Here is a 21,538-nt window from a genome sequence, read left to right as displayed (position 1 = left end):
AAAATAGTTTGAATTAGTAATGACAGTCAGTAATGGCTGTCATTATTTTTTGGGTTAAACCCGAATTACAAAATGTTCTTTGGGCTGTTCATATCTAAAAAACACGATTCCCCATTGAAAGGTATCGATTGTTACGGTAATTTTTGGGTGCTTTTTTATAATTTCCCAAGCTTCTTCCATTTCAGCGGACCAATGAATATCATCGAATATCCAAACGGTCTCATTAGTAATAGTTGGTAGTAAAAATTCAAAATAGTCTAAAGTTGCTTTTTTCGAATGATTACCGTCGAAGTAGATTAAGGAAAAGGAATCAGTGTTCAGTTTGCAGTTTGCAGTGGCAGTATTCAGTGATGAATTATTTTTATCTAAATAAGAATTAAACTCCGTTACAACAGAATTTACATTGGTTAACCCAAATTTTTGAAATTGATTTTGAGCAATTGCCATTGTATTAGGACATCCTTCTAATGTGGTAATTTTAGCTTTAGGATTTCCCACAGCCAAGGCGGAAGTTGCCAAGCCTAACGAAGTTCCAATCTCTAATGTTGTTTCCGGCTGAAAATAATTTGTTATTCTAAATAATATCTCAGCCCTTTTAGGAGAAATTCCCGCAGTTTTAGCAATCTTGGTTATTTCTCTTGTATTGGATTTAAATACTTTCGAACCAGCACCAAAATCAGTTACCTCAATAGTGTCCGTATTTGCTAAAAGAGAATTTCTATACTCTTGTAAAACGGAATATTCCGGCTTCGGTTTCTTGTCATAAAAACATTTAGTAATCAAAGTAAAAACGAATGGGGAATGCACCGCGTGTTCATTTTTGGAATGCCAAAGGAATTTTAAATAGGATTTTATTTGGAATAGCATGCGTTGAGTCTCAGTTTGTCTAAAAAAGTAATTTTAAAAGCGGTGTTATTTGGGTGTAAATATAGACTTATTCGATAGCTAAAAAAAAATAAATATTTTAGGTGTTTTTGTTTATACAAACGTTTTCAGGCAGAAAACGAGTTCTGTAAATCTAAATTGTAAATGTTGTAATTTAATATAAATGCAAACTCCTGAACAGACTTTTTACTTCTGCCAGGTTCTTGTTTGTATAAATTAATAACAGATTTTGTTTTTGTTACAGAATTTTCTATTAGATATTTTTAATTAATTCATAGAATGAATACCCACTTTATTGCCTTCTGTATCCTTCATAAAAGCTATATATCCGTGTTCTCCAATACTTGTTTTTGGAACTACTATTTTACCACCTGCAGCTTCTACTTTATTTAATATTTTATCCATTGAAGGATTGGCGTTCAAATAAACTATTGAACCCTCCATAGAAGGGGTATGATTCGGACTTTGTACTAATGAACCTGTAGCTTTTCCGGAACCCATTTCCGAAGGGAAAAAGGCCATTTTAGCGTCTTCCATATTGTTCTCTTCCAAGGTTATGTCAAATATAGTCTGATAAAAATCTGTGGCTCTTGATATGTCGGTTGTTGGTATTTCGAACCAGTTTAAGGAATTTGATGATTTGTCCATTTTATCTTGTATTTAAGAGTTGTAAATTATTTATTTTGAATCTGTTTTATCTTTATAAAATTACTAAAATAACTTTTTAATAGTGTTAATAAATTGGTAATCAATAAAATGATTTTTTCAAAATTCGGTTTATTTTCGAATTTGAATCAACTTCGAATCATTTTAATTTTTAAATAAAACTTCTTTTTAGAACAAAAAAGGAGTCGTAATTCCAAAGTTTCTCTCCTAAAAAAAAAGAAATCACAGCACCTATTTTAAAACTATCTTTGCGCCCGTGTTAGTTGCATTAAGAGTAACACTTTTTTTTTATGATGATGAAGGAAGAAATAGAACAAATGAATGCCATAAGCCCGGAAGAAATTGACCGATGTATCGCTATTTTGGCACAATTAAATACGGATACTGACCAGATTTTTGATATTCCTACTGACCAAAGAACGGCTTTGATCAAAGCGGCTGGTCAATTTTCAAGACCCGACCGTGATGAACTTTCTCGTAGAAAGAAAGACGGAAAAGCAGTTGCAAAACGTAAAAAAGAAAAGCAAGATAGAACGGCTCGTAAAGAAACCGGAATTCGTTATGCACGTGAAGCAAGTGTTTTTGTGGCTCCAAAATTATTGGCAATTAATGACTTAGAAAGTAAAGAGCAGTTAGAATTAGAAACACCTAGAAATTGCTACGTGTGTAAAACACCGTTTACTAAAATGCATCACTTTTACGACACTATGTGTACGGATTGTGGTGATTTTAATTACGCCAAACGTTTTCAAACCGCAGATGTAAAAGGACAAGTGGCAGTGATTACAGGATCTCGTTTAAAAATAGGTTATCATATCACCTTGATGTTGTTGCGTGGTGGAGCTACAGTTATTGCTACAACTCGTTTTCCAGTAGATTCGGCCTTGCGTTTTGGTCAAGAGCCTGATTTTATGGATTGGGGACATCGCCTGAAAATTCACGGTTTGGATTTACGACATATTCCTAGCGTGGAGATTTTCTGTAATTTCATAGAGCAGAAATACGAACGATTAGATATTCTTATAAATAATGCAGCGCAAACGGTAAGACGTCCTGCTGGATTTTACACGCATATGATGGAAAAAGAAGAGAGTCCTATTTCTTCTTTACCTAAACAAGCCCAGGAATTATTATTAGATCACACTAATTGTTTGGATGAATTAAAAGTATTGACTTCTGGAATTTCTTCTAATCAAAATATGCCGGTAACTTGGCACGGACCCGAACCTGGTATTGGTTTAAGGGCTTCCGCCAAATTATCACAGATTCCGTATTCATTTGATAATGCGCTTGTCGCCAATGAAGTTTTTCCGGAAGGAGAACTCGATGCCGACTTGCAGCAAGTCGATTTACGAAAAACCAACAGCTGGCGTTTAAAATTAGGTCAGATAGAAACTACTGAAATGATTGAAGTACAACTCGTGAATTCAGTAGCACCATTTGTATTGTGTAATAGACTTTCGGAAGTGATGAAGAAAGACAACACGGGACAAAAACACATCATTAACGTTTCAGCAATGGAAGGGAAGTTTCACCGCTTTTTTAAAGAATCGCGTCATCCGCATACTAATATGGCCAAAGCAGCCCTGAATATGCTTACACATACTGCCGCAGGAGAATTGGCGAAAGCCGGAATTTTTATGAATGCGGTAGATACAGGTTGGGTAACAGACGAAGATCCAGCGGAACTGGCCAAAAAGAAACAAGAACTGGAAGATTTTCAGCCACCACTGGATATTGTTGATGGAGCTGCACGAGTTATGGATCCGTTGTTTGACGGTATCAATACTGGAAAGCATTGGTGTGGGAAGTTCTTGAAAGATTACAACCCGATTCCTTGGTAATAGCCTCCTAACCCCGCCTCGGCGGGGGAATAAAAACAAGTTATAAAATAAAACCACAACAGAATTATATTCTGTTGTGGTTTTTTGTTGCTGTTAATTAAAGGAACAGGATGCTTTTATAGTTTTTATCTATTGAAATAATATTTTCGATAAAAAATAATGTGTAAATTAGCATAGAAAGTTAATCTATTAAATTTAAACGCATTATGGAAAACAACAATAATCAAAATGGGGAAGGCAAATGCCCATTTTCAGGAGGCGCTGCTAAGCAAAGCGCCGGTGCTGGTACAAGAAATAATGACTGGTGGCCAAATCAGTTAAAATTGAACATTCTACGTCAACATTCTGCACTCTCCAATCCAATGGGTGAGGAGTTCAATTATGCTGAGGAGTTTAAAAGCCTCGATTTGGTTGCTTTAAAGAAAGATATTTTCGAAATAATGACAAATTCTCAGGAATGGTGGCCAGCCGACTACGGTCACTATGGCCCGTTTTTTATACGAATGGCTTGGCATAGCGCCGGTACGTATCGTGTAGCTGACGGTCGCGGTGGAGGAGGTTTTGGTACGCAACGTTTTGCTCCATTAAATAGTTGGCCTGACAACGTGAATCTAGACAAGGCACGTTTATTACTATGGCCAATCAAAAAAAAATACGGTAAGAAAATTTCTTGGGCTGATTTAATGATACTTACAGGTAACTGTGCGCTAGAATCTATGGGTTTCAAGACTTTTGGTTTTGCCGGAGGACGTGCTGATGTATGGGAACCTGCGGAGGATATTTATTGGGGATCAGAAGGGAAGTGGCTAGACGACAAGCGTTATACCGGTGACCGCGAACTGGAAAACCCACTAGCTGCTGTTCAAATGGGGCTTATTTACGTGAATCCAGAAGGGCCTAACGGAAACCCTGATCCATTAAAGGCCGCAATTGACATTCGAGAGACTTTTGCGCGTATGGCTATGAATGATGAAGAAACGGTTGCACTTATTGCCGGAGGACATACCTTTGGTAAAACGCACGGTGCCGCTGATCCAAATAAATACGTTGGTCCAGAACCCGCAGCTGCACCAATTGAAGATCAAAGTCTCGGCTGGAAAAATTCATTGGGAAGCGGTAATGGAGAAAACACCATTTCCAGTGGTCTTGAAGGAGCTTGGACCACTACACCAACGAAATGGAGCAACAACTATTTCGAAAACCTTTTCGGGTTCGAATGGGAGCTAACAAAAAGTCCGGCAGGTGCTCATCAATGGCAACCAAAGAATGGGGCAGGAGCAGGAACAGTGCCTGATGCGCACAATCCGTCAAAGAGTCACGCACCCTTTATGCTTACTACTGACCTTTCGATGAGAATGGATCCTATATACGAGAAAGTATCAAGACGTTTCTATGAGAACCCAGAGGTGTTTGCAGATGCATTCGCTCGTGCGTGGTACAAACTGACGCATCGCGATATGGGACCAATAGCTCGTTACCTTGGTCCAGAAGTGCCTAAAGAAGAGTTAATCTGGCAAGATCCAATTCCTGTCGTTACACACAAATTAATTGATACTACTGACATAGCAGCTCTAAAAAGTAAAATATTGGATTCAGGGCTTTCTGTGTCACAATTGGTAGCTACTGCCTGGGCTTCTACATCTACTTTCCGTGGTTCTGATAAAAGAGGTGGTGCAAACGGTTCTCGCATTCGACTGGCACCACAAAAAGATTGGGAAGTAAACAACCCAGCTCAACTTGCGAAAGTGCTAAATACCTTAGAAGGAATACAGTCAGTATTTAATAGTGCAGCTACTGGTGGAAAGCAAGTTTCACTGGCAGACTTAATTGTTCTAGGTGGTTGCGCAGCTATTGAAAAAGCGGCTGTAACTGCTGGTCATACTATAACAGTCCCTTTTACTCCTGGAAGAGCGGATGCTTTGCAAGAGCAAACAGATATTGAATCATTTGCAGTTCTTGAGCCTGAAGCAGATGGTTTCCGTAATTATATGAAGACTCAATACACAGTTTCAGCAGAAGAAATGCTAATAGACAAAGCGCAGCTGTTAACGCTTACGGCACCTGAGATGACTGCTCTGGTAGGAGGATTGCGTGTTCTTAATGGCAACTTTGATCAATCTAAACTTGGCGTATTCACAAACCGTCCTGAAGCGCTTACGAATGACTTCTTTTTAAATTTATTGGATTTAGACACAACCTGGAAAGCAGCTTCGTCATCGCAAGACGTTTTTGAAGGTCGTGACCGCAAGACATCCGAATTGAAATGGACAGGAACACGTGTTGATCTTATTTTTGGTTCGAATTCTGAGCTTCGTGCAATCGCTGAGGTTTATGGATGTGAAGATTCTAAAGAGAAGTTCGTGCACGATTTTGCGGCAGCTTGGAACAAGGTAATGAATTTGGATCGTTTCGATCTAGCCTAATTTTATGCTGTTTGACAATCCATAAAGGGTAACTTATAGTTCATAAAAAAACCACAACTGAAATTAGTTTCGTTGTGGTTTTTTGTTTTGTAAGAACGTGAAAGAGTTCCGAGATATATTTGTGTTGTTCTATCCTCGCTATCGGACTGCTTAATCAGGTCGCTTCGCTTGAGTGTAATCCAGTGATTGGGTATGGTTTTGTTTGTTGGAAAGCTCTGTTGCGGGGTCACTTAATTGGGTATAGGCAGCTAAGGTTTGGTAATTAATTTTACCATTTTTGATTATAAAAGTATCGGTGCCAAGCGGAAACCATGGTTTTGCTTCCCAAGTTATATAAGCCACCTCTCCGTCTACTTCTTTTTTAGTTACTTTAAAGGCGTCTATAAAACCATCGGGTAAACCACCCACAAAAGCCGTGAAGAAATCTTTGATTTCACCCATTCCATGATAAGTTCCTTGCTGACTGATTACACACGATATGTCTTCGTAATCACTAAGGATTGATTCAAGACCTTCTCCTAATGCCTGCAAATGATGATCCAAAACTTGTTGTGTCGTTTTCATAACTTATTTTGATTTTAATGAACATTAAATTTAGTGATTTAATGTTTAAAACCGGTCTTTATAGAGTGCGTTTTTTTTAAATAAATATCCGTAATAACTTGATTGCTTGGGCTTTGTATTTGTTTTTAGTAGGGTTATTAATATTTTGTAGTTACATTAAGACATGTAAAACTTTGGGTTAATAAAACAAAAAAACACAACAGAATTAGTTTCGTTGTGGTTTTTTTGTTTTGCTTTGTGGGCACGGAAAGATTTCCGAGCTATCGTAACGTTTACTTATCCAATTTGTTGGACTATTCTAATTTTAGACTCCAATTGAATAACGTATCCGTTTCCCCGATTTTAAGGAAACTGTTTTTTTCAAGAACCTTAAAGGAAGCGATGTTTGTTTTTTCTGTCGAAGCAATTACGGACTTTACTTGTGGCTGCGTTTTTGCCCATCGAATCATTCCTCCTACAATTTCGGTCATAAATCCTTTGTCCTGAAATTCATCATAAATTCCATAACCAATTTCTATTTCTCCTTCTGTGTTTGGCTCTCCTACGATACATAAGTCGCCTATCATTTTGTTTTCCTTTTTTGAAATAGCCGTCCAAAGTGTAGAATACAAATAGTTTTTAGTTTTGTCTGCTACGTTTGGTAAAATGGTTTGTTCAAATGCTTCTTTTAGTTCAGCTGAAATTGTTCTTGAAGTTGCATTCAAATTTAATTCAGCTTCTAAAGAGTTGTCGCACTTTATATATTTTACTAATTGTTCGTATGTCAGTGGCTTTAAATTAAGTCGTTCCGTTTCTATCATTAAGGAATTGTTTTTATGTGTATTTTAAAAATTTCTACGCTAGCGTTCTGTTGATAAATCCGAGCAATCGGCTTTATAAGCTGGCTACTCTACCTATAAAAGGATATTTTTATGATTTTATAGGTTATTCGCTTTCGTCAAACATAATTTCGTCTGAACTCCCTGCTATAATTAATGGTTTTTCAATGAGTAATGTAAAATAAAAAGAAGATCCTATACCTTCAACACTTTCCACCCATATTTCGCCACCATTTTTCTCCAAAAATCCTTTCACAAGTAATAATCCAATTCCAGCTCCTTTATTCTTTTTTCTTGTTTCTGTAAGGGTTTTCATTTGTGGAGTGAAAAGTTTTTCCATTATTTCTTTGGACATTCCACTTCCAGTATCCTTAACCCGAATAATGATTTTGTCCTCTTTTCTTTTTGCTGAAACTGTAATTGTTCCTCCCTTTTCGGTATGTTTTATTGCATTAGAGACGATATTTTGAATGATGGAAATTAGCATTTTACCATCTGCAAAAACGGACACATTCTCTTCAATTTCGTGATGAAGATTTATTGTTTTTAATAAGGCCGTTTCATTTAAAGTGTCAAAAACTTTATCGATGTACGGGATTAGTTGGGTTTTAATGGGAGAAAATACATCCGACGCATATTTAATCCTTGCCCATTCAACTAAATAATCTAACATCTCTAATTCATCTATTGATGATTTATAAAGCAAGTCGAGCATTTCCTGAACATTCTCGGGTTTCATTCTATGGAAATTGTTTTTTAAATATTTTGCCGTTCCTATAATGGAAGCAAGAGGACTTCTTAAATCGTGTGATAGTATTGCTAGAACACTTTCCTTATGAGCATTTAGCTCTTCTAAATCTTTGATATGTTTTTTTATAGTATCCTCAGATTTTTTCCTTTCCGTTAAATTCCTCAATATTTTAACATAACCCAGCATTTCTCCATCTAAACTGATTAGAGGAAAAACCAAACCATAAGCATAAAATACGCTTTTGTCTTTAGCAACGTGCCACCTGTTATCGGTTGCTCTACCTTCTTTTAAGGCCGTCTCGATTTCCCTTTTCGGAATGCCGTTTTTTAGATCTTCTTCTGTAAATATTAAATCGAAATGTTGTCCAAGAACTTCATCAGTTTCATAACCAAATATTTTTGTTGATCCAGAACTCCAACTATTTATGATGAATTCTTTATCTAAAGTAAAAATTGAATAATCTTGTAAGCTGTCAATTATTTGGCTGTAAAATCTAGCTGTTGGTATATATTTACTGTTTGGAATTTTAGAATTGTCTTGTTTGATATCCATAGAATTGTTAGTCTGAAGCGGTTTTTAGGAACTAATGGTTGGCGATACTTTTGTGTATTACGTGAAGACTTTATTACTCTGAAAAGATTATTTCGGAGATTTTGGTGCCGCCGTTGCTAATTTATTGTTTAAAGGTCTGACAAACGTCAGGCTATACAGTTGTCAAAAATAAATAAAAAAAATTAAATGGTCAAATGATATTTTACTGCGTTTTCTTTTAAAAAATAAAAAAAAACAAACCCCAACATTTTCAGCGTTTCTGCTAAACCTGTTGGGGTTGTAAAATATATGAAGTATGTACTTCTATTTCCCCACCGAGGCGGGTTTAGGGGGCTATCCTTCTATCTTCGCACTAAGCTCAAACCATCTTTCTTCTTTCTCCTCCATTTTAGAAATAATGTTTTCCAGTTCTTTTGCTTTTGTCAAAACGTGGGTTTCTTCTACTTTACCGTCCGTAAACAGTTGTTCGATACCTACTTTTTGACTTTCTAAATCCTTGATTTCTCTTTCGATTTTTTGATATTCTTTTTGCTCGTTGAAAGTCAAGTTCCCTGTTGGGTTGTTTTGTTTCCAGTCTTTCTTTTCTGCCTTGTTTTCTTCTTTTTGGGCTACATCAGTACTGTCTTCATAGGCTCTAAAGTCAGAATAGTTTCCAGGGAAATTCTCCACCACACCATCTCCTCTAAAGATGAACAAGTGATCTACAATTTTATCCATAAAATACCTATCGTGAGAAACCACTAATAAACAACCAGGATAGTCTAGAAGAAAGCTTTCAAGAACGTTTAAGGTTACGATATCTAAATCATTCGTTGGCTCATCCAGAATCAAGAAGTTAGGATTCTGAATCAAAACCGTACACAAGTACAAACGTTTCAATTCACCACCGCTCAAACGGTCAACAAAATCATATTGTTTTTTAGAATCAAATAAGAAACGTTCTAACAATTGAGAAGCCGATATCAATTTCCCTTTCATCAACGGAATAAATTCTCCGTATTCTTTAATGACATCTATAACACGTTGTCCCGGTTTTGGGTTGATTCCGCTTTGTGTATAGTAACCCACTTTTATGGTTTCACCCACAACTACTTTTCCGCTGTCAAGCGGTAAAGTTCCGGTCAATAAATTCAAGAAAGTCGATTTTCCAGTTCCGTTTTTACCAATGATCCCAATACGTTCTCCACGTTGAAAGTCAAAACTAAAATTGTCCATGATGACATGGTCCTTGAATTTTTTGGAAATTTTGTGAAGCTCGATAATCTTGCTTCCCATACGTTCCATATTTATTTCCAGTTCTACCGTGTTTTCACGACGGCGACTTTGTGCTTTTTCCTTGATGTCATAGAAATCATCCTGACGCGATTTAGACTTAGTCGTTCTCGCTTTTGGCTGACGACGCATCCATTCCAGTTCTTTAACAAAAAGGTTTTGCGCTTTATCGACACTAGAGTTTTCTGAGGCAATGCGCTCTTCTTTTTTCTCTAAATAGTACGAATAGTTTCCTTTGTATTGGTATAATTTTCCGTTGTCCAGTTCGATGATTTCGTTACAAACACGTTCCAGGAAGAAACGGTCGTGTGTTACCATAAACAACGTAATGTTTTCTTTGGCAAAATAAGTCTCCAACCATTCGATCATCTCTAAATCCAAGTGATTCGTAGGTTCATCCAAGATCAATAAATCAGGACGATTGATTAGAATAATGGCAAGTGACAAACGTTTTTTCTGTCCACCCGATAGGTTTTTTACTTTCAGTTTGAAGTCTTCCAACTTCAGTTTGAACAAGATTTGCTTGTATTGTGTTTCAAAATCCCAAGCATTGTGCTGATCCATTCCGTCAAAAGCTTTTTGGTAGGCCTCTTCGTCTTCAGGATTTTCTAGTGCTTTTTCATACGCTTCAATTACTTTCAAAGTCTCGTTGTCCGATGCGAAAATACTTTCCTCAATCGTCAACTCCTCCTGCAAATTGTTGCTTTGAGATAAGAAAGCCATTTTGATGCCTTTTCTTAGCACAACTTGACCCGTATCCGACTCTTCTAAGCCGTTAATGATGCTCATTATAGTCGTTTTTCCAGAGCCGTTTTTGGCAATAAAAGCAATTTTTTGGTCTTTATTTATTCCGAAAGAAATGTCTTTAAAAAGGGTACGCTCTCCAAATGATTTCGATATATTCTCTACTGAAAGGTAATTCACAATACTAATTTTTTTGCAAAAGTAAACTTTTAAATCCCTATTTGCGAATAGTTTGTTTGAATCTCTCTTGAAAGGAAGTATTTATTGGTTAATATAAGATTTTAGAAACAAGCTAAGATCTATTTCATGCAGCTTCTGCGGGATATTTAAAAAGGGTTTTTTTACAAATTGTTCATTTGTTAGTAGATAATGAAGACCGTCCTGGGTAGTAATGCCTTCAATTTGGTGAAAAGCAAGGCGGAGTTTTATTTTTCGTTTGTTGCCCGAGAAAAAATCATTACTCTTATAATCGTACAACAAGTAAAGAAACGGCGATAAATGATGGCTATAACCAGAAAGCACGATTAATTTTTTGTATTCAAGATAGGTCGCTCCAGTAATAAGTCCGTTAATATTGTATGCCGTTTTAAGCTCAGCGACATAATTTCCGGGAGTTTTAGGTAATACATAAACCGATGTCTCCTCTTTCTCCCACTGTTTAGTGAACAAGTAAATGCTGTCTCGGCTAACTATAAATGCCTCGCAGTCAAAATTAGTGGTGTTGGGTTGCGCTTTGATGTAATCCAACTGATTTGAATATGAAAATGAAATGGTATCAATTTTAGGAATATCAAGGTATAATGATTCTTTTTCGACCCTTAAAATGTGAAGATTCTCCCTGTTTCCGTAATAATTATTACCAAAATCACCTATGTAGATATAACTGCTGTCTTGTGAAATCTCTTCCCAGTCGGAGTTAATTACCGAATGCAATTTTATTTCTTTTTGAATTCCACCCGCTTTGTCAATTCCATAAAGAGTAGTGTTCTTGTCATCATTTATGGTCCATAATAGCGAATCATAATTCACTAACCCTGAGGTTTCATTCAGCTCATCATTTAGTTGTGTGGACGAAGTAGGTTTTACTCGGGTTAAATTATACTCGCAACTCCCATCATTTACAGTTGCTCTAGCATTATAGTTTTTAGAAAGCGGATCAGTACAACCTGCAATTTGGGCGTAAGTTGAGGTTGCAAGAAGTAATATAAGAAAAGACAGTATTTTCATAATATTCAAAAGTAATGGTTTCCAAATGATTATTTCAAAAATTTGGAGCGAATGATTTGGCTTTATTTGCTGGCATAGTTCCTGCTCTCGCCTTTATCTTTGTTCGTTCCTCTCAAAGGATATCGGCTCCATCAGGGCTAAGGGATAAAGATTTTTTTTGATTTTCAATATATTGACGTAAATATTGAGTTGTCAAAGAGGGATAATGAAAATGATGCTTCAATGGTTTTCATAAATAACACCAATTAAATTACATCCCACTTAATAAGTAAAGAAACTGTTTGTTAGAATTTAAAATTTTCTAATTAAGTTTGCTCAATGCAACTCTCCGTCATCATTCTCAACTATAACGTCCGCTATTTTTTAGAGCTCTGTGTTTTAAGTGTGCAAAACGCTCTTTCAACTATTGAAGGAGAAATTATTGTTGTTGATAATAACTCTAGTGATGACAGCGGCGAAATGATGAAAATCCGTTTCCCTAATGTCAAGCTTATTGAGAATGCAGCCAATTTAGGTTTTCCAAAAGGGAATAATATTGGTGTAGACCAAGCTACAGGTGATTACATATGTATTCTAAATCCAGATACCGTCGTTGCCGAAGATACATTCGAGAAATTATTGGCTTTCGCCAAAACCAAACAAGATTTAGGAATTGTAGGTTGTAAACTTATTGATGGTGCCGGTAATTTTCTGCCTGAGAGCAAGCGCGGAGTACCAACACCTTGGGTAGCTTTTACCAAAGTTATGAGTTTGTATAAAGTATTCCCGAAATCGGAATGGTTTAACAAGTATTACGCCCAGCACTTATCCGAAAACCAAACCGGAAAAGTGGATATTCTCGTTGGTGCTTTTATGTTTATGAAACGGGAGCTTTACCTTGAAATAGGGGGTTTTGACGAAAACTGCTTTATGTATTCGGATGATATTGATTTATCTTATAGAGTGTTGCAAAAAGAAAAGGCCAACTATTATTTTCACGAAACTACCGTTATCCATTATAAAGGGGAAAGCACAATAAAAGACGGAACTTATATGAGGCGTTTTCAGGATGCCATGAATTTCTTTTACAGGAAACATTTTAAAGTGTCTGTATTCTTTTCTGTTTTTATGAAAATTGGAATTCTGTTTTTTTCTTTTGTCAAAATGTTTCAAGGCCGACAGAAAATAAAAAAAACTCCAAATTCATACTTGCTTCTTTCTAATTCAGTTGATTTAGAGAAAAAGTTGAGCTTGATTTTGCAAAATAAAATTGTGATTTCCGATTTAAAAAAAGAAAAAATGGTAAATTCGTCCTTGCAATCGAGTAAGAAAGGAACCGAAATTATTCTAGACAATAACTTTTTATCATTCAAAGAAAGTATCGATATTATAGAATTGTTAAAGAATAGGGGATTTACTTATAAGATTGTACCAAAAAACGCTTGTTTTTTAATAGGAAGTGACAATTCTAACGAAAGAGGCGAGTTGATAAAAATAGAGTGATAAATTACATTAACTGTAATTTATATTCAAAATATTTAGTAATTTCGCAAACTGAAAACAAAAATCACCTTTTAGGTTAACAATATGGCAAGATTTGAATTAAAACTTCCAAAAATGGGAGAAAGCGTCGCAGAAGCAACCATTACAAATTGGTTAAAAGAAGTTGGAGACAAAATTGAAGCTGATGAGGCTGTACTTGAAATTGCAACTGACAAAGTTGACAGTGAAGTGCCTAGTGAAGTTTCAGGGATATTGATAGAGCAATTGTTTGGTAAAGATGATTTAGTTCAAGTAGGTCAAACTATCGCCATTATTGAAACTGAAGGAGGAGATTTAGTCGAAGTTGTAAAACAAGATGTTGCTCCAACAGCAGTTGCTGAAGTTGCAAAGACTGTTGATGCTGCCAAAGACAGCGTAGCAACTCCTGCAGACTTTTCAAACTCAGATAAGTTCTTTTCTCCATTAGTGAAAAACATCGCTAAAGAGGAAGGTGTTTCTATATCTGAATTAGAATTGATTGTTGGTACAGGAAAAGACGAAAGAATTACTAAAAACGACATATTAGAATACGTTAAAAATAGAGGGAATCAACCAGTTGCTGCTCCGGTAAAAACGGTTGAAGCTCCAAAAGCTGTACAGGCTTCGGCTCCAGTTGCTCAAAAAGCGGCTCCGGTTTCTGTAAGTGGTGGTGATGAAATTGTAGAAATGGACAGAATGCGTAAGTTGATTGCGGGTTATATGGTCGCTTCAGTACAAACTTCAGCTCACGTACAATCGTTCATCGAAGTAGATGTGACGAATATTGTAAAATGGAGAGAGAAAAATAAAAATGCTTTCGAAAAGAGAGAAGGAGAGAAGTTGACTTATACTCCAATTTTTATGGAAGCGGTTGCAAAAGCTTTGAAAGATTATCCAGGAATGAATATTTCTGTTGATGGAGATTATATCATCAAAAAGAAAAATATTAATTTAGGAATGGCTGCGTCATTACCAAATGGTAACTTAATTGTTCCTGTAATTAAAAATGCTGATCAATTGAACTTGGTAGGTATGGCAAAAGCGGTAAATGATTTAGGAGGCCGTGCTAAAGCAGGTAAACTAAAACCAGACGATACTCAAGGAGGAACTTATACAGTAACTAATGTAGGTACTTTTGGAAGTGTTTTTGGAACACCAATTTTGAACCAACCACAAGTAGGTATTTTAGCTCTTGGGGCCATTAGAAAAATGCCAGCAGTTATTGAAACTCCAGAAGGAGATTTCATAGGTATCCGTCAAAAAATGTTCTTATCTCACAGTTACGACCACCGTGTTGTAGATGGTGCATTAGGAGGAAGTTTCGTGAAACGCGTAGCGGAATACCTAGAAGCATTTGATGTGAATAGAGATTTTTAAATTATATTAAATGTATATACTAACCCTTTCAGAGTTTAAACTTTGAAAGGGTTTTTTTGTGTCTAAACAGGATTGCAAACAAAATGTATTCACTTGAATTGAAGGTAGTTAAAAAAATGAATATCTTTATGTTATCTTTTAAAAAAAAAACTATAAAAGGGCTTCTTCAAAACGAGTTCATCAATCTATTTCTTTCAATAGATAAGAAAGACAGAAATATTAGTAGATTGGATAGTGATTTTTTGCCAGGTTTTTATGTTTTATATGTCTGCTGCTTTATCTAGGAGGAATAACTTAAACTATAGTATTATGAAGAAATTAGTGCAATTCAATCAGAATTTTGGAGCCAAATTAAGTAAGCTTAAAGATGTTCCATTGCTTTTTTTACGACTTATTTTATCGTTTGGTTTTTCGGGTCCTGCCTTAACGAAAATCAAAGATATTAACAGTATAGCAACTTGGTTTGAAAGTTTGGGGATGCCTATGCCGTTACTGAATGCCTATTTGGCAACTTTTACGGAGTTTTTTGGATTCATCTTTCTGGCATTGGGTTTTGCCACGCGAATAATTTCGGTTCCATTAATGATAGTGATGGTTGTTGCAATCAAAACGGTGCATTTAGAGCATGGTTTTTATGCTGGCGACCACGGTTTTGAAATTCCATTGTACTACTTCTTGATGCTTTTTACATTGTTTATTTACGGTCCGGGGAAATATAGTTTGGATCATCTGATAAATAATAAAATGGCAAATAAAGAAGCTTAATTTATTGATTCAATCTAATGAAACAGTAAGCTTCAATCATATAAAATCCAATGATTATTAATTTCGTTGGATTTTTTTATAGACAATCATAAGTCTGTTTTTAAAATAGGGTTTCCCGTCTTTCTTTTCAATTTTTTTAAAGAAAAACTCTTAAAAATGATTCCCACTGCAACTGGATCTAAGCTCAAACATTGGGTGTTTATCGATCTTTGTATCAAAAATAAAAATTAGTAAAATTGAAGGCTAAGCTTTATATTTGTACCTATTCAAAAATAAAAAATGGAACTTAAACTCAGTAAACCAATTTGCTTTTTCGATCTTGAAACTACAGGGATTGATATAGGAAAAGACCGAATTGTAGAAATATCAATATTCAAAGTTTTTCCAAACGGAAATAAAGAAAGTAAGACTTGGTTAGTGAATCCTACGATTCCTATTCCGCCTCAAACTACAGCTGTTCACGGAATTACAGACGAAAAAGTAGCGAATGAACCAACGTTTAACGAGTTGGCTTCTGCGGTTTATAATATGATTAAAGACAGTGATTTAGCTGGATTTAATTCAGATCGATTTGACATTCCATTGTTAGCGGAAGAATTGCTTCGTGCAGGTGTGGATTTTGATATGAAAAACCGAGTTTCAGTTGATGTTCAGACTATATTTCATAAAAAAGAAGAGCGCACTTTATCTGCGGCGCTACGATTTTATTGTGATAAGAGTCTGGAAAACGCGCATTCTGCAGAAGCGGACACTATGGCTACTTACGAAATATTAATGGCGCAACTGGATCGCTATCCTGATTTAGAAAATGATATGAAATCGTTATCTGAATTTTCGACAAGAAAAAAAATAGCCGATTTTGCTGGAATGATTGCTTTTGATAAAGAGGATAATGAGATTTTTGCTTTTGGAAAACACAAAGGAGTTTTGGTTGATACCGTTTTAGAAAAAGAGCCTGGGTATTTCAGTTGGATTCAAAACGCTGATTTTCCTTTGTATACTAAGAAAGTTTTGACTGCTATTAAACTTAGAAAATTAAACACTAAATAAGTTGGCGGTATTCAGTGTTCAGTTTGCAATATGCGACTGACCACTGTCTACTGACTACGACCACTAAATTTATGAAGATAATTTGCATCGGTAGAAATTACACCAATCATATAGAAGAGCTTAAAAATGAGCGTCCTACGGAACCTGTTGTTTTTATAAAACCGGACTCGGCTATTTTGTTGAAACAACATCCATTTGTGATCCCGGAATTTTCGGATGAGATTCATCACGAAATCGAAATTATAGTTAAAATTAACAAAGTAGGAAAATATATCGAACCTAAATTTGCTCATAAATATTATGACGAAATTAGTGTGGGTATTGACTTTACAGCTCGTGACTTGCAGGAAAAGCTAAAAGCAAAAGGATTGCCATGGGAAAAAGCAAAAGCATTTGATGGTTCGGCTGTTATTGGAGAATTTTTACCTAAAAGTCAATTTAGTTCATTAGAAAAACTTACATTTGAATTGACCAACAATGATAAAACCGTTCAAATGGGGGATTCTAGTTTTATGTTATGGAAAATTGATGAACTTATTTCATATGTTTCTCAATATTTCACATTAAAAATTGGAGATATAATTTTTACTGGTACACCGGAAGGGGTGGCTGTAGTAAGACCAGATGATGTTTTAGAAGGGTTTTTAGAAGGACATAAACTATTTAGAATACAAGTAAAATAATGGCTTTACATTACAACCTATCAAAAGTGTACGCACTTTCAGACAACGATTCAGAATTCGTAAATGAAATTCTAACTTTGTTCGTAACCGAAGTTCCGGAGGATTTATTGCAAATCAAAGAAGGGATTAAAAAGAAAGACCATAAACATGCTTATGCTTATGCTCATAAAATAAAGCCTACTCTTGATTTACTAGGTTTGAACGTGGCTTTTGAAGAAATTCTTCAGGTAGAGGCGTGGACAAAAACCGAAGGTAAAAAAAAGGATATAAAAGACACTTTCAAAAGTGTAAAAAATCAGGTAAATGAAGCAGTCAAAGAGATTAAGAAAGACTTTGATTTGTAATATTATGGCGTGACCCGCTGAAAAATCGGGTCGGGCTATCCGTAGCAATCTCCCGTAAAAAAACGGGAGGATTTTCACTTCTATCCCTCACGCAAACCGTAAATTTGTTTTGCTTTTTTATAAAAGTAGGGCTAATGATTATTTTTATTTTAAAAAATAAATATGAAATTTAAAATAATACTACTGCTGTTTTTAGTATCAGTTTTTAATGGTTATTCTCAAAAAAAATACTTCTTTGACTATATAATTGCCTATAAATTTCAAAAAAATCAAACTTCAAAAGTTGAGTTACGATATTTATTAACTAATTCTAAGGACAATACATACGAGTGTGCGGTTAGTGTTGAGGATGATGTTAACTTTGATTTGGGTTTTAGAGATGAAAAAGGTATTTGGAGTAATTTTATAATTAATAAAAGTGAGTTTTTTAAAGCAGAAACCATATCATTATCCTGCGAGAGTGTTCATTATCAAATGGAAAATACTGATAAGTATGATTCTGGGGTGTTTGACTTTATAAATAAAAAGGATACGCTAATTAGTGATGTTTACTATAAAAATTATGAAATGAAGTTTCATAATGATAGAAAAGCGAAAAAGTATAATCATGGAATTTCACATTATATTATAGAGAATAATTCAGAATTCCATTTGCCTTTAATGATGTTTTCAAGTGTGTATGATTATCGAGTATCAAGTAGGGATATTCCAAATGGGATTGCAAAATTGATTTACTCGTTGAGCTATGATAAAAACGAACATGAGTCTATTTATAAGTTATTGCAATTTGCGAAAACTAATAAGTTTATAATAGTCCCGCCAGAATGTGATTATACAAATCCTAAAGTCAGCAAGAATTAATTGTTGATTTTATTTATATAATAAATCCTAAATTCAGATCGATAATGAAAGCAGCCATAGTTACTATAGGTGATGAAATTTTAATAGGACAAATTGTAGATACTAATTCGGCTTTCATTGCTAAGTCTTTGGATAGAATTGGTGTTGAGATTAGTGAGATAATTTCGATAAGTGATGATAAAAACCATATTCTCGATACTTTTAGGGAGCTTCAAAATAAAGTAGATTTAGTAATCGTTACTGGTGGACTTGGACCTACAAAAGACGATGTTACCAAAAAAACATTTTGTGATTATTTTGAAGATGAATTGGTTGTGAATCAAGAAGTTTTGGCTCATGTTACTCAATTGATTGAAGGGTTTTATAAGCGTCCTATTACGCAAATTAACAAGGACCAAGCGCTTGTTCCTTCAAAGTGTACTGTGCTCCATAATCAAGTAGGTACTGCACCAGGTATGTGGATGAAAAAGGGAAACACTGTTTTTGTTTCGCTTCCAGGAGTGCCATATGAAATGAAGTATTTAGTTGAAAATGAAATCATCCCAAAAGTAGTCAAGGAGTATAAACGGCCATATATAATTCATAAAACGATTCTTACTTATGGACAAGGCGAAAGCTTAGTGGCAGAACGTATAGAAGAATGGGAGAGTAATTTGCCTGATTATATAAGATTAGCTTATTTGCCTAACCCGGGAAGAGTGCGTTTGCGACTCTCTGCACGTGGTACAGACAAGGAAATGTTAGAATTAGCATTAGAGAAATATGTTGTCTCTTTAGACTTCATAATTCATGATATAATCGTTGGTTTTGACGATGAAGAAACCCTTGAAGTTGTGGTTGGCAAAATGCTTACAAAACAGAATAAAACTATTTCAACAGCCGAAAGTTGTACTGGAGGTGGAATTGCAGCATTATTAACCTCCGTTCCGGGAGCTTCAAATTATTTTAAAGGCGGTGTCGTTTCCTATGCTACAGAAATTAAAGTAGGGGTTTTAGGACTTTCAGAAAGTATGATAAACGAGTATTCTGTTGTGAGTAAGGAAGTGGTTTCAGAGATGGCTTTGAGTATAAAACGACTTATGAAAACGGACTACGGAATTGCGACAACTGGAAACGCTGGACCGTCAAAAGGAGACTCTAAAGCAGAAATTGGAACAGTTTTTATCGCTTTGGCCACTCCCGACGAAGTTATTGTCGAAGAATTTAATTTTTGGCAACCACGTGAGAAAGTGATAGATAGAGCTGTAAATAAAAGTTTAGAGCTGTTGCAGAAAGAAATTTTGAAAAATGTGCGTTAATTTTGTTGGTTAATAGGTTTATTTTTCTTTTCTTTGCACCCTGATTTTGAATAACGATAAAAGATAAGCATAATGTCAAGAGTTTGTGACCTTACAGGTAAAAGAGCGATGGTAGGAAATAACGTTTCTCACGCTATGAATAAAACTAAGAGAAAATTTTCTGTTAACTTAGTGAAAAAGCGTTTTTATCTTCCAGAAGAAGATAGATGGATTACTCTTAGAGTAGCAGCATCTACGATAAAAACAATTAACAAAAATGGAATTGCAGCTGTTTTGAAAAAAGCACAATCGCAAGGATTTATTAAATAAATCTATCTCCAAAATAAACAAATAGCAAGATGGCAAAGAAAGGTAATAGAATCCAGGTAATTTTAGAATGTACTGAGCACAAGACTTCAGGTGTTGCAGGAACTTCAAGATACATTACAACGAAGAATAAAAAAAATACTCCAGATAGATTAGAGATTAAGAAATTTAATCCAGTCTTGAAGCGTGTAACTCTTCATAAAGAAATTAAGTAATAATTAGAGATTTTAATAAAAATCTCAAATGATCACATTTGGAGATATTATTAAGATTTAAATAACATTTGAATCATGGCAAAGAAAACAGTAGCAACGTTACAAACGGCTTCTAAGAGATTATCAAAAGCTATTAAAATGGTGAAATCTCCGGTAACTGGTGCATATACATTCGTAGAATCTATTATGACTCCTGAGGCAGTTGAAGAATTCTTGAAAAAGAAGTAATTAATTACAAGCATTATATATAGAATAGCTACTTTCAATTCGGAAGTAGCTTTTTTATTTTCTATCTTTACCCATTAGAAAACACATTGGTCCTCTGGATCTAATGTTTCATTCCTAACACTGTTTATACAATGAGTTTTTTTAAAAGAATTTTCTCTTCAGAGAAAAAAGAAACATTAGACAAAGGTCTTGAAAAATCAAAAGCGTCTTTCTTATCTAAGCTTAGTAAAGCTGTGGCGGGGAAGTCTAAAGTGGACGATGAGGTTTTAGATAATTTAGAGGAAATACTTGTTGCCTCAGATGTAGGAGTGGATACAACACTTAAAGTTATTACCCGAATCGAAAAACGTGTTGCGGAAGATAAATATCTTGGAATTGATGAATTGAATCAAATTCTAAGAGAAGAAATCGCAGCCTTGTTGTCTGAAACCAATTCTGGTGAAGCAACTGAATTCGTGATTCCTACCCAAACTAAACCTTATGTTTTAATGGTTGTAGGGGTGAACGGAGTTGGGAAAACAACAACCATAGGTAAGTTAGCTTATCAATTCAAAAAACAAGGATATAATGTTGTACTGGGTGCTGCTGATACGTTTCGAGCAGCAGCAATTGATCAATTGCAAATCTGGGCTGACCGAGTAGGTGTTCCTATTGTAAGACAGAATATGGGAAGTGACCCTGCTTCTGTGGCTTTTGATACTTTGCAATCTGCAGTTGCACAAAATGCAGATATCGTTATTATTGACACTGCAGGACGTTTACACAACAAGGTGAATTTAATGAATGAATTGACCAAAGTCAAAAGAGTGATGCAAAAAGTGGTAGGAGATGCTCCACACGACGTTTTGTTAGTTCTTGATGGTTCTACTGGTCAAAATGCTTTTGAACAGGCAAAACAGTTTACAGCAGCTACAGAGGTAACTTCATTAGCTGTGACTAAATTAGACGGTACTGCCAAAGGTGGTGTTGTAATTGGAATTTCAGATCAGTTTAAAATTCCTGTGAAATACATTGGAGTAGGTGAAGGAATTGAAGATTTACAGGTTTTTAATAAATACGAGTTTGTAGATTCTTTCTTTAAATAATATACGACAATGAATTTTTCTTCTTTAAAAAATTTAAGTTCGATGTATCTTTATATGATTAGTGTTGTTTGCTTTGTTTT

General features: G+C 35.2%; 21 protein-coding genes. 14 read left to right on the top strand and 7 right to left on the bottom strand.

Annotated features, from left to right (window positions below):
• Positions 1–54: 54 nt before the first annotated feature.
• Positions 55–867, bottom strand: coding sequence for an O-methyltransferase (locus tag FLAK523_RS14205; RefSeq protein ID WP_248904689.1), 813 nt, complete (start codon positions 865–867; stop codon positions 55–57).
• A gap of 285 nt (positions 868–1,152) precedes the next feature.
• Positions 1,153–1,533, bottom strand: coding sequence for a VOC family protein (locus tag FLAK523_RS14200; protein ID WP_248904687.1), 381 nt, complete (start codon positions 1,531–1,533; stop codon positions 1,153–1,155).
• A gap of 311 nt (positions 1,534–1,844) precedes the next feature.
• Here FLAK523_RS14200 and FLAK523_RS14195 point away from each other — a divergent pair, with 311 nt between their 5' ends.
• On the top strand, positions 1,845–3,395 hold the full coding sequence (locus FLAK523_RS14195) for an SDR family oxidoreductase (protein WP_248908097.1): 1,551 nt from the start codon (positions 1,845–1,847) through the stop codon (positions 3,393–3,395).
• Positions 3,396–3,601: 206 nt separating this feature from the next.
• Entirely contained in the window at positions 3,602–5,818 is a 2,217-nt protein-coding gene (gene katG / locus FLAK523_RS14190) for a catalase/peroxidase HPI (RefSeq protein ID WP_248904685.1), read from the top strand.
• A 150-nt stretch (positions 5,819–5,968) separates the two neighbouring features.
• Here the strand turns inward: katG and FLAK523_RS14185 are convergent, their stop codons facing one another.
• The 5 genes from FLAK523_RS14185 to FLAK523_RS14165 all read right to left on the bottom strand — a co-directional run bounded on the left by FLAK523_RS14185 (position 5,969) and on the right by FLAK523_RS14165 (position 11,746).
• Positions 5,969–6,382 carry a hypothetical protein gene (locus FLAK523_RS14185; RefSeq protein WP_248904676.1) on the bottom strand — a complete coding sequence of 138 codons (414 nt, stop codon included), beginning with the start codon at positions 6,380–6,382 and terminating at the stop codon, positions 5,969–5,971.
• Positions 6,383–6,675: 293 nt separating this feature from the next.
• A complete protein-coding gene (locus FLAK523_RS14180; RefSeq protein WP_248904674.1) occupies positions 6,676–7,182 on the bottom strand; it encodes a GNAT family N-acetyltransferase in 507 nt (168 codons plus the stop codon).
• A 124-nt stretch (positions 7,183–7,306) separates the two neighbouring features.
• Positions 7,307–8,503, bottom strand: coding sequence for a PAS domain-containing sensor histidine kinase (locus FLAK523_RS14175; RefSeq protein WP_248904672.1), 1,197 nt, complete (start codon positions 8,501–8,503; stop codon positions 7,307–7,309).
• A gap of 333 nt (positions 8,504–8,836) precedes the next feature.
• Entirely contained in the window at positions 8,837–10,699 is a 1,863-nt protein-coding gene (locus tag FLAK523_RS14170; protein WP_248904670.1) for an ABC-F family ATP-binding cassette domain-containing protein, read from the bottom strand.
• 81 nt (positions 10,700–10,780) lie between these two features.
• Positions 10,781–11,746: a T9SS C-terminal target domain-containing protein gene (locus tag FLAK523_RS14165; RefSeq protein ID WP_248904668.1), complete on the bottom strand. Its 966-nt coding sequence runs from the start codon at positions 11,744–11,746 to the stop codon at positions 10,781–10,783.
• Positions 11,747–12,064: 318 nt separating this feature from the next.
• Between FLAK523_RS14165 and FLAK523_RS14160 the strand changes: the two genes are divergently transcribed.
• From FLAK523_RS14160 to ftsY, 12 genes are all read left to right on the top strand, one after another.
• A complete protein-coding gene (locus FLAK523_RS14160; RefSeq protein WP_248904666.1) occupies positions 12,065–13,228 on the top strand; it encodes a glycosyltransferase family 2 protein in 1,164 nt (387 codons plus the stop codon).
• An 84-nt stretch (positions 13,229–13,312) separates the two neighbouring features.
• A complete protein-coding gene (locus FLAK523_RS14155) occupies positions 13,313–14,623 on the top strand; it encodes a dihydrolipoamide acetyltransferase family protein (protein ID WP_248904665.1) in 1,311 nt (436 codons plus the stop codon).
• Between the two features lie 309 nt (positions 14,624–14,932).
• Positions 14,933–15,388, top strand: coding sequence for a DoxX family protein (locus FLAK523_RS14150; RefSeq protein ID WP_248904663.1), 456 nt, complete (start codon positions 14,933–14,935; stop codon positions 15,386–15,388).
• A gap of 279 nt (positions 15,389–15,667) precedes the next feature.
• Positions 15,668–16,438 carry a 3'-5' exonuclease gene (locus FLAK523_RS14145; protein WP_248904660.1) on the top strand — a complete coding sequence of 257 codons (771 nt, stop codon included), beginning with the start codon at positions 15,668–15,670 and terminating at the stop codon, positions 16,436–16,438.
• 71 nt (positions 16,439–16,509) lie between these two features.
• Entirely contained in the window at positions 16,510–17,121 is a 612-nt protein-coding gene (locus FLAK523_RS14140; RefSeq protein WP_248904658.1) for a fumarylacetoacetate hydrolase family protein, read from the top strand.
• Positions 17,121–17,465, top strand: coding sequence for an Hpt domain-containing protein (locus FLAK523_RS14135; protein ID WP_248904657.1), 345 nt, complete (start codon positions 17,121–17,123; stop codon positions 17,463–17,465). The genes FLAK523_RS14140 and FLAK523_RS14135 overlap by 1 nt, the downstream gene beginning before the upstream one ends.
• A gap of 162 nt (positions 17,466–17,627) precedes the next feature.
• Positions 17,628–18,326, top strand: coding sequence for a hypothetical protein (locus FLAK523_RS14130; protein WP_248904655.1), 699 nt, complete (start codon positions 17,628–17,630; stop codon positions 18,324–18,326).
• Between the two features lie 44 nt (positions 18,327–18,370).
• Positions 18,371–19,624, top strand: a complete 1,254-nt coding sequence (locus tag FLAK523_RS14125) for a CinA family nicotinamide mononucleotide deamidase-related protein (protein ID WP_248904653.1) — start codon at positions 18,371–18,373, stop codon at positions 19,622–19,624.
• Positions 19,625–19,696: 72 nt separating this feature from the next.
• Entirely contained in the window at positions 19,697–19,933 is a 237-nt protein-coding gene (gene rpmB, locus FLAK523_RS14120) for a 50S ribosomal protein L28 (RefSeq protein ID WP_072941276.1), read from the top strand.
• Positions 19,934–19,962: 29 nt separating this feature from the next.
• Entirely contained in the window at positions 19,963–20,145 is a 183-nt protein-coding gene (gene rpmG, locus FLAK523_RS14115; protein ID WP_007138097.1) for a 50S ribosomal protein L33, read from the top strand.
• Between the two features lie 75 nt (positions 20,146–20,220).
• Complete coding sequence (locus FLAK523_RS14110; protein ID WP_248904651.1) at positions 20,221–20,373, top strand: DUF4295 domain-containing protein; 153 nt, start codon at positions 20,221–20,223, stop codon at positions 20,371–20,373.
• Between the two features lie 131 nt (positions 20,374–20,504).
• Entirely contained in the window at positions 20,505–21,458 is a 954-nt protein-coding gene (ftsY, locus tag FLAK523_RS14105; RefSeq protein WP_248904650.1) for a signal recognition particle-docking protein FtsY, read from the top strand.
• The last annotated feature ends 80 nt before the right edge of the window (positions 21,459–21,538 follow it).

This window comes from Flavobacterium sp. K5-23 (assembly GCF_023278045.1).
Classification (GTDB): domain Bacteria; phylum Bacteroidota; class Bacteroidia; order Flavobacteriales; family Flavobacteriaceae; genus Flavobacterium.
The sequence above is the reverse complement of the archived record's forward strand: the minus strand, read 5'-3'. Positions and strand labels throughout refer to the sequence as shown.

What these genes read in the sequence shown, in the direction of transcription:
- FLAK523_RS14145 (WP_248904660.1), top strand. Translation starts at nt 15,668, where the DNA reads ATGGAACTTAAACTCAGTAAACCAATTTGCTTTTTCGATCTTGAAACT.
- FLAK523_RS14150 (WP_248904663.1), top strand. Translation starts at nt 14,933, where the DNA reads ATGAAGAAATTAGTGCAATTCAATCAGAATTTTGGAGCCAAATTAAGT.
- ftsY (WP_248904650.1), top strand. Translation starts at nt 20,505, where the DNA reads ATGAGTTTTTTTAAAAGAATTTTCTCTTCAGAGAAAAAAGAAACATTA.
- katG (WP_248904685.1), top strand. Translation starts at nt 3,602, where the DNA reads ATGGAAAACAACAATAATCAAAATGGGGAAGGCAAATGCCCATTTTCA.
- FLAK523_RS14135 (WP_248904657.1), top strand. Translation starts at nt 17,121, where the DNA reads ATGGCTTTACATTACAACCTATCAAAAGTGTACGCACTTTCAGACAAC.
- rpmG (WP_007138097.1), top strand. Translation starts at nt 19,963, where the DNA reads ATGGCAAAGAAAGGTAATAGAATCCAGGTAATTTTAGAATGTACTGAG.
- FLAK523_RS14180 (WP_248904674.1), bottom strand. Translation starts at nt 7,182, where the DNA reads ATGATAGAAACGGAACGACTTAATTTAAAGCCACTGACATACGAACAA.
- FLAK523_RS14165 (WP_248904668.1), bottom strand. Translation starts at nt 11,746, where the DNA reads ATGAAAATACTGTCTTTTCTTATATTACTTCTTGCAACCTCAACTTAC.
- FLAK523_RS14175 (WP_248904672.1), bottom strand. Translation starts at nt 8,503, where the DNA reads ATGGATATCAAACAAGACAATTCTAAAATTCCAAACAGTAAATATATA.
- FLAK523_RS14140 (WP_248904658.1), top strand. Translation starts at nt 16,510, where the DNA reads ATGAAGATAATTTGCATCGGTAGAAATTACACCAATCATATAGAAGAG.
- FLAK523_RS14155 (WP_248904665.1), top strand. Translation starts at nt 13,313, where the DNA reads ATGGCAAGATTTGAATTAAAACTTCCAAAAATGGGAGAAAGCGTCGCA.
- FLAK523_RS14130 (WP_248904655.1), top strand. Translation starts at nt 17,628, where the DNA reads ATGAAATTTAAAATAATACTACTGCTGTTTTTAGTATCAGTTTTTAAT.
- FLAK523_RS14200 (WP_248904687.1), bottom strand. Translation starts at nt 1,533, where the DNA reads ATGGACAAATCATCAAATTCCTTAAACTGGTTCGAAATACCAACAACC.
- FLAK523_RS14205 (WP_248904689.1), bottom strand. Translation starts at nt 867, where the DNA reads ATGCTATTCCAAATAAAATCCTATTTAAAATTCCTTTGGCATTCCAAA.
- FLAK523_RS14195 (WP_248908097.1), top strand. Translation starts at nt 1,845, where the DNA reads ATGATGAAGGAAGAAATAGAACAAATGAATGCCATAAGCCCGGAAGAA.
- FLAK523_RS14110 (WP_248904651.1), top strand. Translation starts at nt 20,221, where the DNA reads ATGGCAAAGAAAACAGTAGCAACGTTACAAACGGCTTCTAAGAGATTA.
- rpmB (WP_072941276.1), top strand. Translation starts at nt 19,697, where the DNA reads ATGTCAAGAGTTTGTGACCTTACAGGTAAAAGAGCGATGGTAGGAAAT.
- FLAK523_RS14125 (WP_248904653.1), top strand. Translation starts at nt 18,371, where the DNA reads ATGAAAGCAGCCATAGTTACTATAGGTGATGAAATTTTAATAGGACAA.
- FLAK523_RS14185 (WP_248904676.1), bottom strand. Translation starts at nt 6,382, where the DNA reads ATGAAAACGACACAACAAGTTTTGGATCATCATTTGCAGGCATTAGGA.
- FLAK523_RS14160 (WP_248904666.1), top strand. Translation starts at nt 12,065, where the DNA reads ATGCAACTCTCCGTCATCATTCTCAACTATAACGTCCGCTATTTTTTA.